Below are 15,456 nucleotides of genomic sequence, written 5' to 3'. Positions count from 1 at the left end.
AACAATTAATACTATGAAAACAATTAGCAAATTACCTTTACTATTAGCTGCATTGGTTTTGTCATTTTCCTCTTGTGAAAGTTCTGACGATGCGCCGAAAGGAGACGTTAGTGGAGATACATCAAAAACAAAATATATAGTTACAGTTACTACAGGAGCGCAAGGTGTAGCTGATTATCTATTAACAGCTGGTGATATTTCAACAGGATCAATAACAACACAAGGAAACGGACTAGAACAAGACGGTACTTACCGTTATTATTTATCAACACAAAACAAGTTTTTTAGTTTCCTTTACGGTCAGGGAAATCCGGGAGCTGTTACTACTTACGGCTTAACTGCGAATGGAGATTTAACTAAAATTTCAAATTTCCAAGCAGAGACAGTTCAGGTTTTTGCACCAGTTAACAAAGATATTTTAATGGTAAAAGTACCTAGAAGCGGTGCTTCAATTTCATATATGTATAAAGTTGATGCGGAAAAATCAATACTTACAGGAACAGTGTCACAAGATACCAGACTTTTAATTGGAAATAAAAATCCGGATTTAGCAGAAAGAGCTCATTTTACCTGGGCAACTCAGGTGGGAGATAAAGTATTTATGCCTTACATGAAAATTAATGGTATTGCTCCGGATACTTTTGGATCAAGACATGCAGATAGTACTTGGGTAGCTGTATATAGTTATCCAGATCTAAAATTAGAAAAAGTGATTAAAGATGACCGTACAAGTTACTTAGGAGCTTATTTTACTAATGGATTGTTTCAGGATGAAAAAGGAGATGCTTATGGATTTTCTGGCGCTATTGCAACATCTAATAACGTAGTTACTTCTACAAAACCTTCGGCTGTTGTTAAAATTAATAAAGGTACTACAGAATTTGACAAATCTTACTTCTTTAACGTTCAGGAAAAATCCGGAGGATATAAAATCTCTTCAACAAGTTATATTTCAAATGGTAAGTTCTTATTATTAATGTACGGAACTCCAGGAACTAATGCAGGAGCTGTTAGGTTAGCTGTTGCTGATGTGTACAACCAAACCTTCAAGTGGGTTACTGGTATGCCTGCAGTATTATCAAATGCTACTACTCGTTATAATATTACAACAGAAGATGGAAATTCAGCTGTTCTTGGTGTAAATACTCCCGATGGTAACTGGATCTATACTATCAATGGTACTTCTGGTGCAGCTACACAAGGTATGAAAGTGGAAGGCGGACAAATTACTGCTATCCAAAAATTAAAATATTAATAATTTTTTAAACCGTAAGTCTTTTGGCGGGGACTTACGGTTTTTTTATTTATCCTATTTATCTATCAAAAAATATGTTTTCTTCTTCCAAACCAAAACCCAATACTAAGAAAAAAAGTAAAAAATCGCTTTTTAAGCGTGTTATGGCCTGGCTGCATTTGTGGCTCGGACTAGCATCCGGAATTATTGTAGTCATTGTCAGCCTTACAGGCTGTATTTATGTTTTCGAAAATGAAATTAAAGATTTTATCGAAGACTGGCGTTATGTAAAACCACAGGAAAAAGCTTTTTTACTTCCCTCTCAGCTGGTGACAATCGCAGATAAAACCATGAAAGGCAATCATGCCACCAGCGTTACTTTTGGATCAAAAGATGAAGCGGCTATTGTGGGATACTTTATTGAAAAAAAAGAAGATAAAGAGAAAGGCGGAAAAGGAGAACATAAAAGAGGCGGAGAAAAAGGTGAAAAAGGAAAATCTGACTTAAAAGTACAGGGGAAAGGGAAAGAAAAAGATAAGGAAAAGGAGAAGGGAAAAGGTAAAAAAGAAGAAAAGCCACGAAAGAGAAGAAACGGTGTTTTTACCAGCATTTATATGAATCCCTATACAGGAGAAATATTAAATGTAAAATCTTTTTCGAGAGGCGATTCGCCTGATTTCTTCCGTTGGATATTAAACGGACACCGTGCTTTATGGCTTCCTTATGATATAGGAAGACCAATTGTGGGTGTAGCAGTTATAATTTTTGTGATACTCTTAATCTCGGGTATTGTGCTTTGGTGGCCAACCAAATGGATTAAGTCTATCATTAACAAAAGTTTTAAAATAAAAATGGATGCCAGTTTTAAACGTGTCAATTATGATTTGCATAATGTGCTGGGTTTTTACAGCTGTATTTTTCTTTTCTTTATTGCTGTTACTGGTTTAGTATGGAGTTTTGGCTGGTGGAGTAAATCGTTATATTGGGTTACATCAGGAGGAAAACCTTTGGTAGAAAGCCGTGAATCTCCAAAATCAGACACAACCAATATTAAAACTTTTAATATCACTACAGCGGACAGGGTTTTACTGAAAATGAAAAAAGAAAATCCAGAAGCTGCCGGAATCCTGATTTCTATTCCTGCAAAACCTGCAGATCCTATTGGAGCCTTTATTTACAAACAAAGAAATACCTACTATAATATGGACAGGTATAATTTTGATCAGCAGACTTTAAAAGAAATTTCTATAAAATCACCTTTTTCAGGAAGATATATAGACGCTAACATCCCAGACAAAATCCGCAGAATGAATTATGATATTCATGTGGGCAGTGTACTGGGGCTTACAGGAAAAATCATTGCTTTTCTGGCCAGTTTAATTTCGGCCAGTTTACCTATTACCGGATTTATTATTTGGTGGGGAAAACAAAAATTTGGAAAAAAATCGCCCGCAGCTAAACCAAAAATAACGGCTAAAGCGACTCCTGCTCCAAAACAAAATATCGCAGAAGAAGTTACTGCGTAAGACTTTAAAATTGGTTTTTAATTCTTTTTTTGTTTTTTTTGATCAAAGGCAAAACTTTTATTAAAGTTTTGCCTTTTTTCTATTTTTAGTTATAACCGTTTGCTTTAAGCCATTCCTCGCAGTCTCTTGTCCAGAATTTGCTTGTGTCTTTTACGCCCAGACCAAATCCGTGACCTCCTTTTTCATATAAATGTAACTCGGCTGCAACTCCATTTTTCTTAAGTGCCAAATAGTAATTTATGCTGTTTTCCGGTAAAACAGTCGCATCATCTGTTGCATGAATTAAAAAGGCAGGAGGTGTTTGTGCCGTAACTTTCTTTTCGTTAGAAAATGAGTTTATTAATTCCTGAGATGGATTATTTCCCAGCAGACTGGTTTGAGAACCTTTATGCGTTATCTGGTTTTCCATTGAAATTACAGGATAAAGCAAAAGAGAAAAATCAGGTCGGGCACTTACTTTATAAGCAGATTCATAAACTTTGTCATCATAATGAGTAGATAAGGTCGAAGCTAAATGTCCGCCGGCCGAAAAGCCCAAAATTCCAATTTTGTTTGGATCAATATTCCATTTTGCTGCATTTTGTCTTACATAACGCAAAGCTTCCTGTGCGTCCTGCAGCGGACCAATGTTTTTATTTTTCATGATTAAATCACTCGGAAGCCTGTATTTTAGTACAAAAGCCGGAATTCCTAAACTATTTAGCCATTGTGCCACTTTTGTTCCTTCTTTGTCAATGGCCAGATGCTGGTAACCGCCTCCAGGCAGAATAATAACAGCAGTTTGATTTGGCTTAGTAACGGCCGGGAAAAATGCCGTCAGGGTTGGAATTGTAACTAAACTGGTACTTTGCACCTTTCCGTCCGTCATTATTTCTTTCTCTTTGTAATCTGCGGATTTTACTTCATCAGGGACTTTATTCCACAGTGTAATTACTTGGTTTTGCGCATTGGCATGAAATAGTATTCCTGATAAAAGCATAATATTTAAAGCGATTTTTCTTAAATATTGATTTTTTGTATTTTTCAATTTTAAAGTATAATTAATTAGTATTCAGTTGCTTGTGTGCTTTTTTGATAAAATTCATTTTCAAAAAGGAAAGGTAAGTAAAAAGTATTTCAAAACGACCTGTTTTAGGGACAATTTTACCCCCAAATACGGATGAATTTCACCTGTTGCCTTTTAACAAATATATTGTTTAATGTGTAATTTTGAGTTCTTTTTTTTAAGCAATATGTTAATTTAAATACGCAAAATAATTTTTTATATAATTTATTTGGAATATAAAGATTAAAAACTATATTTGTGCAATCGATTACATTATTACAATTTTATAATTTTAATATGTTGATTTTAACGTGTTTAAATTATGCGTATTATGTATAGATTTTCCAAAAAAAAATATCTAACTATAATAAACCGTTACCATGAGTCAAACCGATGCTGTTACAGTAAATGAAACCATTAAATCCGCAGGAAAATATCGCTGGAGTATATGTGCGCTTCTCTTTTTTGCAACCACAATTAATTATCTGGACCGACAAGTTCTTTCGTTAACATGGAGTGATTTTATTGCACCGGAGTTTCATTGGACAAATAACGATTACGGAAATATTACTGCTCTTTTCTCTATTTTTTATGCCGTTTCTTTATTGTTTGCAGGACGATTTGTAGATTGGTTAGATACCAAAAAGGGTTTTCTTTGGGCAATCGGAATCTGGTCTATAGGTGCTTGTCTTCATGCATTTTGCGGAATTGCAACTTCAGGAATTATTACAGGCGAATGGTTTGTAGGATTTCATGGTTCAAAAGAAATAATCAGCACAGTAAGCGATACTGCATTGGTAATTAATGTAAGTGTTACATTATTTATTTTTGCACGTTTTATTTTGGCAGTTGGTGAGGCTGGAAACTTTCCTGCTGCAATTAAAACTACTGCAGAATACTTCCCTAAAAAAGACAGGGCTTTTTCGACTAGTATATTCAACGCTGGTGCTACAGTAGGTGCATTGGCAGCTCCTATAACAATTCCTTTTATTGCAAAATCTTTTGGATGGGAGATGTCTTTTATCATCATCGGAGCTTTGGGTTTTATCTGGATGGGATTTTGGATTTTTATGTATGACAAACCAGAAAGACATCCAAGAGTAAGTGCAGAAGAATTAGCTTATATTCAACAGGACGATATTGCGGACAGTAAATTAGTTGGGTATGTGCCTGAAACTAAAACAAAAGTTTCTTTCGTAGACTGCTTTAAATACAAACAAACCTGGGCTTTTGCTTTTGGTAAATTTATGACAGATGGTGTTTGGTGGTTTTTCTTATTCTGGACTCCTGCTTACCTAAGCTCCGTGTACGGAATGGATTCTACAGAAGCTGCCCTGCCGTTATTTGTGTTGTATATGATTACATTGTTGTCTATCATTGGCGGATGGCTTCCTACTTATTTCGTAGAAAAAAAAGGAATGAACCCATACGAAGGAAGAATGAGAGCGATGCTTATTTTTGCATTTTTTCCTTTATTAGCTTTAATAGCACAGCCATTAGGATATATTAGTTACTGGATTCCGGTAATTATTATCGGAATTGCTGGAGCTGCGCATCAATCTTGGTCGGCTAATATTTTTACTACAGTAGGAGACATGTTTCCTAAAAAAGCGATTGCAACTATTACAGGAATTGGAGGTTTAGCAGGTGGAGTTGGATCAACTTTGATCAATAAAGGATCAGGAGTTTTGTTTGATCATGCTAAAGAGACAAATATGGCTTTCATGGGATTTAAAGGAATTGAAGCAGGGTATTTTATCATATTTTCTATCTGTGCAGTTTGTTACTTAACGGGCTGGATTGTAATGAAAACATTGGTTCCAAAGTACAGACCGATTACAGATCTCTAACCAGGATTTCTTAAAACTAACTAACCAACCTAAACCAAAACCACAAATGAACCAAGCTGATGCAGCAATAGGAAAATACCGATGGACTATTTGCAGTTTAGTGTTTTTTGCTACAACTGTCAATTATCTGGATAGAAATGTAATAAGTTACCTTCGGCCTTGTTTGGCAGAAGCTTTTCACTGGACACCGGAACAAGAAGTAATTGATTATTCTAATATTGAATTGGCTTTTAAAATTGCTTACGCTTTAGGAATGCTGGTTGCAGGTGGAATTATTGATAAGTTAGGAACGAAATTGGGTTATGCAATTGCAACAGGGTTATGGAGCTTAGCGGCAATTGGACATGCGCTGGCAACCGGAACAGGAGGATTTTTAATTGCCCGTGTGTTCTTAGGAGTAACAGAGGCTGGAAATTTTCCTGCGGCAATAAAAGCAACAGCCGAATGGTTTCCGCAGAAAGAGAGAGCTTTAGCAACGGGGATTTTCAATTCAGGAAGTAATATTGGTGCTATAATTGTACCTTTAACGGTTCCTTTTATTGCAGAAACATATGGATGGCAGTGGGCTTTTATTTTAACTGGTATAGTTGGTTTTATCTGGCTGGCTTTATGGTTTTTGTTTTATGAAGTACCACAAAAACAGAAACGCTTGTCTCAGGCAGAATTAGAATATATTACTTCTGATAGAGTTGAGGAAGTTACAGAAGAATCGAAAGAAAAAGTTTCGTGGATCAAATTGTTGTCATTTCGCCAGACCTGGGCTTTTGCAATAGGTAAATTATTGACAGATCCTGTTTGGTGGTTTTATTTGTTCTGGCTTCCGGATTTTTTGATGAAGCAGTACAAACTTACGGCAACAGAAATTATCTGGCCTTGTGCGCTGGTATATATGATAGGAAGCGTTGGAAGTATTGGCGGAGGCTGGCTTCCGTTAAAATTAATAAACAATAATTGGCCAGCTTACAAAGCTCGCAAAACAAGCATGCTGCTTTATGCATTTGCTGTTCTTCCGGTTTTGTTTTCACAATATCTGGGAACAATAAATATGTGGTTTGCAATTTTGGTTATTGGTTTGGCGGTTTCAGCACATCAGGCCTGGAGTGCCAATATCTTTACAACTGTTTCAGATATGTTTCCAAAAAAGGCAACGGCATCGGTTACAGGAATGGGTGGAATGTTTGGTGCGCTTGGCGGTATATTATTGACATTAGTGGTTCAGAAAAACATGTTTGTGTATTATACTAAAATAGGCAAAATAGAAACAGGATATTTTATTATGTTCTGTATTTGTGGAGCTTCTTATTTGTTAGCCTGGCTGATCATGCATATTCTGGTTCCGAGAATGAAAAAAGTGGAATTATAAAGAAAAAATGATTTGGAGTGAAATAATTTTTGGTTTGAATTATGGTTTTTCAATATAAAAAATTAATTTTGTGCAATCGATTACATTAAAATAAAAATTATGACAAAATATAGCTCACGATACGCGTCAAGCCCAGAAGCAGTAAAAAAATATGATACGCAGCAGCTAAGAGAAGAATTCTTAATTGATGATTTAATGCAGGAAGATGAAGTTGTATTAGTTTATTCGCATTATGACAGATACATTGCGGGTTCTGCAGTTCCGGTAAAAGGAGATTTGGCTTTAGAAACAATCGATCCGCTTAAAGCGCCTTATTTTTTAGAGCGTAGAGAGCTGGGAATTATAAATGTTGGAGGAAGCGGTTCTGTTATAGTAGAAGGAACTGCTTATGAATTGGGTTTTAAAGATGCGCTTTACATTGGAAGCGGTAATAAAGATGTAATTTTTAAAAGTGACGACAGCAGTAATCCTGCTAAATTTTACTTAAACTCTGCACCGGCTCACACCACTTACCCAACGGTAAAAGTAAGCCTTGCGGAAGCAAATAAATTAGAATTGGGTACAATGGAAACGGCTAATCACCGTACAGTAAACCAAATGATTATTGGAAGCGTGGTAACAACCTGCCAATTGCAGATGGGAATGACAGAATTGAGACCCGGAAGTGTTTGGAATACAATGCCGGCACACGTACACGATCGCAGAATGGAAGTGTACTTTTATTTGGATATTCCGGAAAATCAAGCGGTTTGTCACTTTATGGGACAGCCTCAGGAAACAAGACACATCTGGATGAACAATCATCAGGCTGTAATTTCTCCGCCTTGGTCTATTCACTCAGGTTCAGGAACCAGCAATTATACTTTTATCTGGGGAATGGCAGGTGAAAATCTGGATTATGGAGATATGGATGTTTGTAAAATTACAGACTTAAGATAAGCATTATGACAAACTTATTTGATATAAAAGGAAAAGTTGCCCTTATCACAGGTTCTACACACGGACTTGGAATGGCAATGGCAAAAGGACTGGGTCAGGCCGGAGCTACAATTGTAGTGAACGGAAATTCATCTCAGCAAAAAATTGATGATGCTGTTGCAGCACTTCAAAGCGAAGGAATTAATGCAGTGGGTTATAAATTTAATGTAACCGAAGAAAAAGAAGTTATTGAGGCTGTTCAGAAAATCGAAAATGAAGTTGGGCCAATTGATATCTTAATCAACAATGCCGGAATTATCAAAAGAATTCCGCTTCTTGAAATGGAAGTTGCAGATTTTAGAGAAGTAATCGATATTGATCTGGTAAGTCCGTTTATCGTTTCTAAGCATGTTGCAAAAGGAATGATCGATAGACAACAAGGTAAAATAATCAATATTTGCTCTATGATGAGTGAGCTGGGCCGTAATACGGTTTCTGCTTATGCTGCTGCAAAAGGAGGCTTAAAAATGCTGACTAAAAACATGGCAACAGAATGGGCAAAATACAATGTTCAGATCAACGGAATCGGGCCTGGATATTTTGCTACAGAACAAACAAAACCTATCAGAGTTGACGGGCATCCGTTTAACGATTTTATTATCAGCAGAACGCCGGCTGCAAAATGGGGAGATCCTGGAGATTTAGCCGGAGCAGCTATATTTCTATCTTCAAAGGCCAGTGATTTTGTTAACGGGCACATTTTATATGTTGACGGCGGTATACTGGCAACTATCGGAAAACCTTCAAACGAAGAATAATTCTCAAATTATATTTTAAAAAGACATGAGCGCGAATCAGACATTCATAAACGATAATTTTTTACTGGAAAATAAATATGCTGAAGAGTTGTATCACAATTACTCTAAAAACCAGCCTATAATTGATTATCACAATCACCTAAATCCACAGTTTATTGCCGAAGACAAAATCTTTGACAATATCACGCAGGTTTGGATAAACGGAGATCACTACAAGTGGCGCGCCATGCGTACATTGGGAATCAACGAGCAGTTTGTAACCGGAAACGGATCTGATAAAGATAAGTTCCTCAACTGGGGAAAAACAGTTCCGTATACAATGCGTAATCCTTTGTACCACTGGACACATTTAGAGCTGGCCCGTTATTTTGATATTTATGATTTGCTGAATGAAAAATCTGCTGAGAAAATTTACATCGAAACTTCGGAAAAAATAAATTCTCAAGCTTACAGCACACAGAATCTTCTTAAAAAAGTAAACGCTGAATTAGTTTGTACTACAGAAGATCCAATTGATTCTTTAGAATATCACCAAAAATTCGCAAACAACTCAGTTGGAATTAAAATGAGTACGGCTTTCAGACCTGATAAAGCCATCTTAATTTCTAATGATGGTTATAATGCATATCTGGACACATTAGGGGATGTGTCCGGAGTTGCAATTAATACTTTTGCTGATTTGCAAACTGCATTAAGAAATAGAATCGAATTCTTTAATGCAAACGGATGTAAATTAAGCGACCACGGATTGGATCAGATTTATTTTGAAGATTTTACAGAATCTGAAATAAATGCCATTTTCAAAAAGAAAAGAGAGAACAGAATTATATCGCCGGAAGAAGCTTTAAAATTCCAAAGTGCGGTTTTAGTATTCTTATCTGAAACATACCACGAGTTCGGCTGGGTACAGCAGTTTCACTTAGGTGCATTGCGTAACAATAATGCTCGTATGCACAGAATTTTAGGCCCTGATACAGGGTGGGATTCTATTGGAGATTATCCGCAGGCACAAAAATTGTCAAGTTTTTTAAATGCTTTAGACAGCAAAGATAAATTGACAAAAACAATTATCTACAACTTAAATCCGGCTGATAACGAAGTTATGGCAACGATGATTGGAAATTTCAACGACGGAAGTGTTCGCGGAAAAGTACAATTTGGTTCCGGATGGTGGTTTTTAGATCAAAAAGACGGAATGACAAAGCAGTTAAATGCGCTTTCTAATATGGGATTAATCAGCTGTTTTGTTGGAATGCTGACAGATTCAAGAAGTTTCTTATCATTCCCAAGACACGAATATTTCAGACGTATTTTATGTAATCTTCTGGGAGATGAAATCAAAAGAGGAGAACTTCCTGCTGATATGGAATGGATTGGAAAATTAGTTGCTGATATTTCATACAACAACGCTAAAGAATATTTCAAATTTTAATTAGAAGTTAAACGCAAAGCTCACAAAGATTTACGCAGGATTCGCTATCCCGAACTTCGAGATACAGCCCTTGCAGTCTGTGGCAAAAAAAATATAATATGAGTAGAGTAGTTGCATTTGGAGAAATCATGCTGCGTTTATCGACAGAAAGACATTTACGTTTTTCACAATCTACGGCATTTGGTGCTACGTATGGTGGTGGTGAGTTTAATGTATGTGTTTCTTTGGCGAATTACGGTGTAGATGCCGAATTTATTACAAGATTACCTGAAAATGAAATTGGTTTTTCTGCATTAAAAGAAATCAGAAAAATGAATGTCGAGTCCAAAAACATTGTTTACGGAGGAGAACGTTTAGGAATCTATTTTCTGGAAACCGGTGCCGGAACACGAGGAAGCAACGTAGTATATGATCGTGCGCATAGTGCCATGGCAACTATTAAAAAAGGCCAGATCGACTGGGAAAAAGTTTTGGCAGGTGCAGAATGGTTTCATTGGAGCGGGATTACGCCGGCAATTTCTCAAAGCGCTGCAGAAGCTTGTTTAGAAGCTATTAAAGTGGCTCATAAGCTTGGAATTAAAATTTCATGCGACTTAAATTACAGATCAAAATTATGGCAGTACGGTAAAACGCCAAGTGAGGTGATGCCGGAAATGCTGCAATACAGCAATGTCATTTTAGGAGATATTGATACGGCTTATTTCATGTTAGGAATTCCAAAAGTGAATCCTAATTATCAGGATGAAAAATCACTTCCTGTTTTATACACGAAGTTATTTGATTTAATGCCGAATTTAAAAATTGCCGCTACTACGCTTCGCTATTCAGTAAGTGCTTCTCATCAGAGAATTGGCGGTGTTTTGTTTGACGGGAAAGCAATTTATCAGGCAGCGGTAAAAGAAGTGACTCCTGTTGTTGACAGGGTAGGAAGCGGAGACGCTTTTATGGGCGGATTGATTTACGGACTGCTGGAATATCAAAATAATAACCAGAGAGCATTAGATTTTGCAGTAGCAGCCTGCTGCCTAAAGCATACAATTGCAGGAGATTACAATTTGGTTACTTTAAAAGAAGTTGAAAATATGATTGATGGTGATGGTTCTGCATTAGTATCAAGATAATTAATAAGAAATATGGCAAAATATTCAAGAATAGAGGTTGCACAGACAATGAAAGATAACGGAATGGTGCCGTTGTTTTTTCATTCTGATATTGAATTAAGCAAGAAAGTTTTAAAAGCTTGTTACGACGGAGGTTCAAGATTAATGGAATTTACAAGCAGAGGAGACTTTGCACATGAAGTTTTTGGAGCTTTAAATAAATATGCTTTAGCAGAACTGCCGGGAATGATCTTAGGTGTTGGTTCTGTTACAGATGCAGCTTCGGCTTCATTATATATGAGTTTAGGGGCTAACTTTATCGTAACTCCGGTATTTAGAGAAGATATAGCAATCGCCTGTAATCGTAGAAAAGTATTGTGGTCTCCGGGCTGCGGTACGCTTACGGAAATTGCAAGAGCAGAAGAATTAGGTTGTGAAATTGTAAAATTATTTCCAGCCGATACTTATGGACCAGAATTTATCAAAGCAATAAAAGGTCCTTGTCCGTGGACAAACATTATGCCTACAGGAGGTGTTTATCCAACGGTTGAAAGTTTAAGTTCATGGCTTAATGCTGGAGCAACCTGTGTAGGTTTAGGATCACAGCTGATTTCAAAAGACATATTAGAAAATAAAGATTTTGACGGTTTAACTGCAAGGGTTAGTCAGGTTCTTGATATCATAAAAAATATAAGAAAATAAATAAGGAGTAATCATGCCAATCCTTATTTAGATGCGTTTTTTTTAGATTTTAGAGATTGTAATTGAGCATTACGCTTGCATATAATCCCTGTCACTCCTCACAGCAGGTTTTATTTTAATACAGGTGTAATGTTTCATTTACAATGTTATAAAAAAAGAAGAATAAGGTTTTAAGTGATTATTTATAACACTTTTAAAGAGAAAATTAAAATGAAAAAATTAAATAGAGTAAATACAGGATTAGAAAACTTACAGCCAGTTAAAGTAGTTCAGTTTGGAGAAGGTAACTTTTTAAGAGCTTTTGTTGATTACGCTTTTCACAAACTAAACAAAGAAGTTGATTTTAATGCCGGTATTGCAATAGTTCAACCTTTGAAAGACGGTATGGTGAACATGATTAATGATCAGGACGGCCTTTATACTTTGTTTATGAACGGAATTAAAAAAGGCGAAAAGATACAAGATATTGAGTTGATAACTAATATTGTAAAAACGGTAAATCCATATACTGAATTTGCAAATTATTTGGCTCTAGCCAAAGAAGAAGAACTTCAGTTTATTGTTTCTAATACTACCGAAGCTGGAATTGAATTCATTGAAAGTGATACTCCGGACATGCAGCCACCGGTATCATTTCCTGCAAAGCTGACTGTTTTATTATATGAAAGATTTAAACATTTTAATGGAGATGCTTCTAAAGGAGTTACAATAATTCCTTGTGAATTGATTGATTATAACTCAGAGACGCGTAAAAAATATATTTTACAATATGTTGATTTGTGGAAATTAGAAGATGTATTTAAAGCTTGGGTATCAGATGCTTGTACATATCACAGTACTTTGGTCGACAGAATTGTTCCTGGATATCCAAGAGCTGAAATTGAAGAATACAATAATAAATTAGATTATCAGGACAATTTAATTGTTGCTGCTGAACCTTTTTTCCTTTGGGCTATTGAAGGTGGAGATGATTTAAAAGCAAAATTGCCATTTCATAAAACAGACTTAAATGTAAAAATCGTTGATGATATACGTCCTTTTAAAATGATTAAAGTTCGTATTTTAAATGGTTCTCACACGGCAATGGTTCCTTTTTCACTTTTGTATGGTAACAAATTAGTGATGGAAACGGTTAACGGAGATTTTACAGGAAAATTTGTAAATAGCGTTATTAGTGAAATTAGTGAAACGCTTGATATGGACAAAAATGAAATTACAGCCTATTGTGAGGAAGTGATGGACCGATTTAAGAATCCATTTATCAAACATGCACTTGCTGATATTGCATTAAATTCTGTTTCGAAATTCAAAGTAAGAGTTTTACCTAGTTTATTAGGCTATTATAATGCTAACAAAAAATTACCAGTTAATTTGACTTTTTCATTAGCGAGTTTAATTCGTTTCTACAAAGGAACATGGAATGGTCAAAGTTTACCGGTTAAAGATGGTGAAGATATTGTTTCATTTTTTGATGGTTTATGGAAATCAGATGATTATGAGAAAATTGCAAGACTTACATTGCAGAACAAAAGTTTCTGGGATGAAGATTTAACTGAAATACCTTCTTTAACAAAAGCAATTACAATTGCTTTGGAAGAAATTGATGGCAAATGGCATTGAAGCCGGTTTTGCTAAATTTCAGGAAAGAATAAAATAAAAAGATAAAAAAACAAAAAGAACAAGGGTTAATTATGGCAACGCAGAAAAAATTAATAAAAGTTCACCCAACCGACAATGTTGCGGTTGCTTTGGTGAATCTTACAGCAGGCGAAGTAATTGATTTCGAAGGAGAATCAGTTACTGTTGAGTCTGATGTAAAGATGAAACATAAGATTGCAATGGTTCCTTTTAATGTAGGAGACAGAATCATTATGTATGGAGTTTTGGTAGGTAAAGCAAGCGCCAGAATCGAAAGAGGAGGGTTGCTTTCTACAGCAAATGTAAAACACGAAAGTGATAAAGTTACCGGTAAAACGGAAACTATTGGCTGGACTGCTCCAAATGTTGACAAATGGAAAGACAGAACATGGCAGGGATATCACAGAGAAGACGGACAGGTTGGAACTGAAAATGTATGGTTGTTTTTTCCGTTAGTATTTTGTGAAAACAGAAACATCGAAATCTTAAAAGATATTTTTGAGAAAGAATTGATGAAACCTAAAGAAAACGATTATCAATTATTGCTTCGTTCTTTAGTAAAATCAGAAACGGGAGGAGCAGGAAATCAAGAAGCTTCAAACGATGCGAATTTATTCAACAATATCGAAGTAAAATTCATTACACACCAAGGCGGTTGCGGCGGAATTCGTCAGGATTCTCATAGTCTGGCTAAGTTATTGGCTGGTTATGTAAACAATCCAAACGTTGCCGGAGCTACAGTTTTGAGTTTAGGATGTCAGAATCTTCAAATTCAGATTTTCAAAGATGCTCTTGATGCTATTAATCCAAACAGCAAAAAACCGGTTTTAATTTACGACCAGCAGTCAATTGGTACAATTGAAACCATGTTGAGCAGTGTTGTAAAAGATACTTTTGAAGCTATTAAAAAAGCAAATGAAATAAAAAGAGAACCAGCTCCATTGTCTAAACTAAGAATTGGTTTAGAGTGCGGTGGATCAGATGGATTCTCTGGGATTTCAGCTAATCCTACTTTAGGAGTTACTTCAGATTTGTTAGCTGCTTTGGGCGGTACTACGATTCTTTCTGAATTCCCGGAATTATGCGGTGTTGAGCAGGAATTGGTTAACAGATGTGTGGAAGACGAGAGCGGAAAACGTTTCTTGGACTTAATGCAATGGTATGAAAAAACAGTTGTAGATGCTGGTTCAGGATTTGATATGAATCCGTCTCCGGGTAATATTAAAGATGGTTTAATTACAGATGCAATGAAATCTGCAGGTGCTGCTAAAAAAGGTGGAACTTCGCCTATTACAGGAGTATTTGACTATGGTGAATATATTACTAAACCAGGTTTAACGCTGCTTTGTACTCCAGGAAACGACGTGGAATGTACAACTGCAATGGTAGGTTCTGGTGCTAATATGGTATTGTTTACAACAGGTTTAGGAACACCAACAGGAAACCCGATTGCTCCGGTTGTGAAAATTTCATCAAACACTCAGCTGGCAAACAAAATGTCTGATATTATCGATATTGATACAGGAGGTATTATTACCGGAGAAAAATCAATTGATGAAATGGCAGATGAAATGTTAGAGTTTATTATTGATGTAGCGAGTGGTACGGTTAAAACCAAAGCTGCGCTATTAAATCAAAACGACTTTATCCCTTGGAAAAGAGGAGTTTCGCTTTAATTTTTTAGGTACAAAGGTACAGAGATGTAAAGCAACAAAGATTTATAGTTAAAGACGCACTGCTGTGCGTCTTTTTTTTTGCTGTAATTTTTCTACCGTATAAGTGATATAAGTAATTTAAGCTTGTTGGGTACAATTGATTTTAACACATAGA

Annotated in this window: 11 protein-coding genes and 1 pseudogene; 11 read left to right on the top strand and 1 reads right to left on the bottom strand. The window is 35.9% G+C overall.

Annotation, left to right across the window (positions count from 1 at the left end):
- Window positions 1-13 precede the first annotated feature (13 nt).
- Together BKM63_RS20940 and BKM63_RS20935 are read left to right on the top strand one after the other, a co-directional pair.
- The gene (locus BKM63_RS20940) at window positions 14-1,255 is read left to right on the top strand and encodes a DUF4374 domain-containing protein (RefSeq protein ID WP_071638536.1); all 1,242 of its coding nucleotides are present in this window, start codon (window positions 14-16) and stop codon (window positions 1,253-1,255) included.
- A 74-nt stretch (window positions 1,256-1,329) separates the two neighbouring features.
- Entirely contained in the window at window positions 1,330-2,760 is a 1,431-nt protein-coding gene (locus BKM63_RS20935) for a PepSY-associated TM helix domain-containing protein (RefSeq protein WP_071638535.1), read from the top strand.
- An 85-nt stretch (window positions 2,761-2,845) separates the two neighbouring features.
- Here BKM63_RS20935 and BKM63_RS20930 read toward each other — a convergent pair whose 3' ends face one another.
- Window positions 2,846-3,787 (bottom strand): alpha/beta hydrolase, encoded by a 942-nt coding sequence (locus BKM63_RS20930; RefSeq protein WP_071638534.1) that lies wholly within the window; start codon window positions 3,785-3,787, stop codon window positions 2,846-2,848.
- A gap of 398 nt (window positions 3,788-4,185) precedes the next feature.
- Between BKM63_RS20930 and BKM63_RS20925 the strand changes: the two genes are divergently transcribed.
- The 9 genes and pseudogenes from BKM63_RS20925 (at window position 4,186) to BKM63_RS20885 (ending at window position 15,302) form a co-directional block, all read left to right on the top strand.
- On the top strand, window positions 4,186-5,655 hold the full coding sequence (locus BKM63_RS20925) for an MFS transporter (protein WP_071638533.1): 1,470 nt from the start codon (window positions 4,186-4,188) through the stop codon (window positions 5,653-5,655).
- Between the two features lie 46 nt (window positions 5,656-5,701).
- Window positions 5,702-7,018, top strand: coding sequence for an MFS transporter (locus tag BKM63_RS20920; RefSeq protein ID WP_071638532.1), 1,317 nt, complete (start codon window positions 5,702-5,704; stop codon window positions 7,016-7,018).
- 99 nt (window positions 7,019-7,117) lie between these two features.
- Window positions 7,118-7,957: a 5-dehydro-4-deoxy-D-glucuronate isomerase gene (gene kduI, locus BKM63_RS20915; RefSeq protein ID WP_083572304.1), complete on the top strand. Its 840-nt coding sequence runs from the start codon at window positions 7,118-7,120 to the stop codon at window positions 7,955-7,957.
- Between the two features lie 5 nt (window positions 7,958-7,962).
- Entirely contained in the window at window positions 7,963-8,754 is a 792-nt protein-coding gene (locus BKM63_RS20910) for a gluconate 5-dehydrogenase (protein WP_071638530.1), read from the top strand.
- 25 nt (window positions 8,755-8,779) lie between these two features.
- A complete protein-coding gene (gene uxaC / locus BKM63_RS20905) occupies window positions 8,780-10,186 on the top strand; it encodes a glucuronate isomerase (RefSeq protein WP_071638529.1) in 1,407 nt (468 codons plus the stop codon).
- Between the two features lie 98 nt (window positions 10,187-10,284).
- Window positions 10,285-11,307: a sugar kinase gene (locus BKM63_RS20900; protein ID WP_071638528.1), complete on the top strand. Its 1,023-nt coding sequence runs from the start codon at window positions 10,285-10,287 to the stop codon at window positions 11,305-11,307.
- A 12-nt stretch (window positions 11,308-11,319) separates the two neighbouring features.
- Window positions 11,320-11,988: a bifunctional 4-hydroxy-2-oxoglutarate aldolase/2-dehydro-3-deoxy-phosphogluconate aldolase gene (locus BKM63_RS20895; protein ID WP_071638527.1), complete on the top strand. Its 669-nt coding sequence runs from the start codon at window positions 11,320-11,322 to the stop codon at window positions 11,986-11,988.
- A 210-nt stretch (window positions 11,989-12,198) separates the two neighbouring features.
- Window positions 12,199-13,645: pseudogene (locus BKM63_RS20890) on the top strand (tagaturonate reductase).
- A gap of 34 nt (window positions 13,646-13,679) precedes the next feature.
- The gene (locus BKM63_RS20885) at window positions 13,680-15,302 is read left to right on the top strand and encodes a UxaA family hydrolase (protein WP_071638526.1); all 1,623 of its coding nucleotides are present in this window, start codon (window positions 13,680-13,682) and stop codon (window positions 15,300-15,302) included.
- Window positions 15,303-15,456: the final 154 nt, after the last annotated feature.

This window comes from Flavobacterium johnsoniae (genome assembly GCF_001879205.1).
GTDB lineage: Bacteria > Bacteroidota > Bacteroidia > Flavobacteriales > Flavobacteriaceae > Flavobacterium > Flavobacterium johnsoniae_A.
This window is presented reverse-complemented; position numbering and strand designations above follow the sequence as displayed.

Excerpts from the sequence above, each read along its gene's own strand:
- BKM63_RS20940 (WP_071638536.1), top strand. The coding sequence starts at position 14 with ATGAAAACAATTAGCAAATTACCTTTACTATTAGCTGCATTGGTTTTG.
- BKM63_RS20935 (WP_071638535.1), top strand. The coding sequence starts at position 1,330 with ATGTTTTCTTCTTCCAAACCAAAACCCAATACTAAGAAAAAAAGTAAA.
- BKM63_RS20925 (WP_071638533.1), top strand. The coding sequence starts at position 4,186 with ATGAGTCAAACCGATGCTGTTACAGTAAATGAAACCATTAAATCCGCA.
- BKM63_RS20920 (WP_071638532.1), top strand. The coding sequence starts at position 5,702 with ATGAACCAAGCTGATGCAGCAATAGGAAAATACCGATGGACTATTTGC.
- kduI (WP_083572304.1), top strand. The coding sequence starts at position 7,118 with ATGACAAAATATAGCTCACGATACGCGTCAAGCCCAGAAGCAGTAAAA.
- BKM63_RS20910 (WP_071638530.1), top strand. The coding sequence starts at position 7,963 with ATGACAAACTTATTTGATATAAAAGGAAAAGTTGCCCTTATCACAGGT.
- uxaC (WP_071638529.1), top strand. The coding sequence starts at position 8,780 with ATGAGCGCGAATCAGACATTCATAAACGATAATTTTTTACTGGAAAAT.
- BKM63_RS20900 (WP_071638528.1), top strand. The coding sequence starts at position 10,285 with ATGAGTAGAGTAGTTGCATTTGGAGAAATCATGCTGCGTTTATCGACA.
- BKM63_RS20895 (WP_071638527.1), top strand. The coding sequence starts at position 11,320 with ATGGCAAAATATTCAAGAATAGAGGTTGCACAGACAATGAAAGATAAC.
- BKM63_RS20885 (WP_071638526.1), top strand. The coding sequence starts at position 13,680 with ATGGCAACGCAGAAAAAATTAATAAAAGTTCACCCAACCGACAATGTT.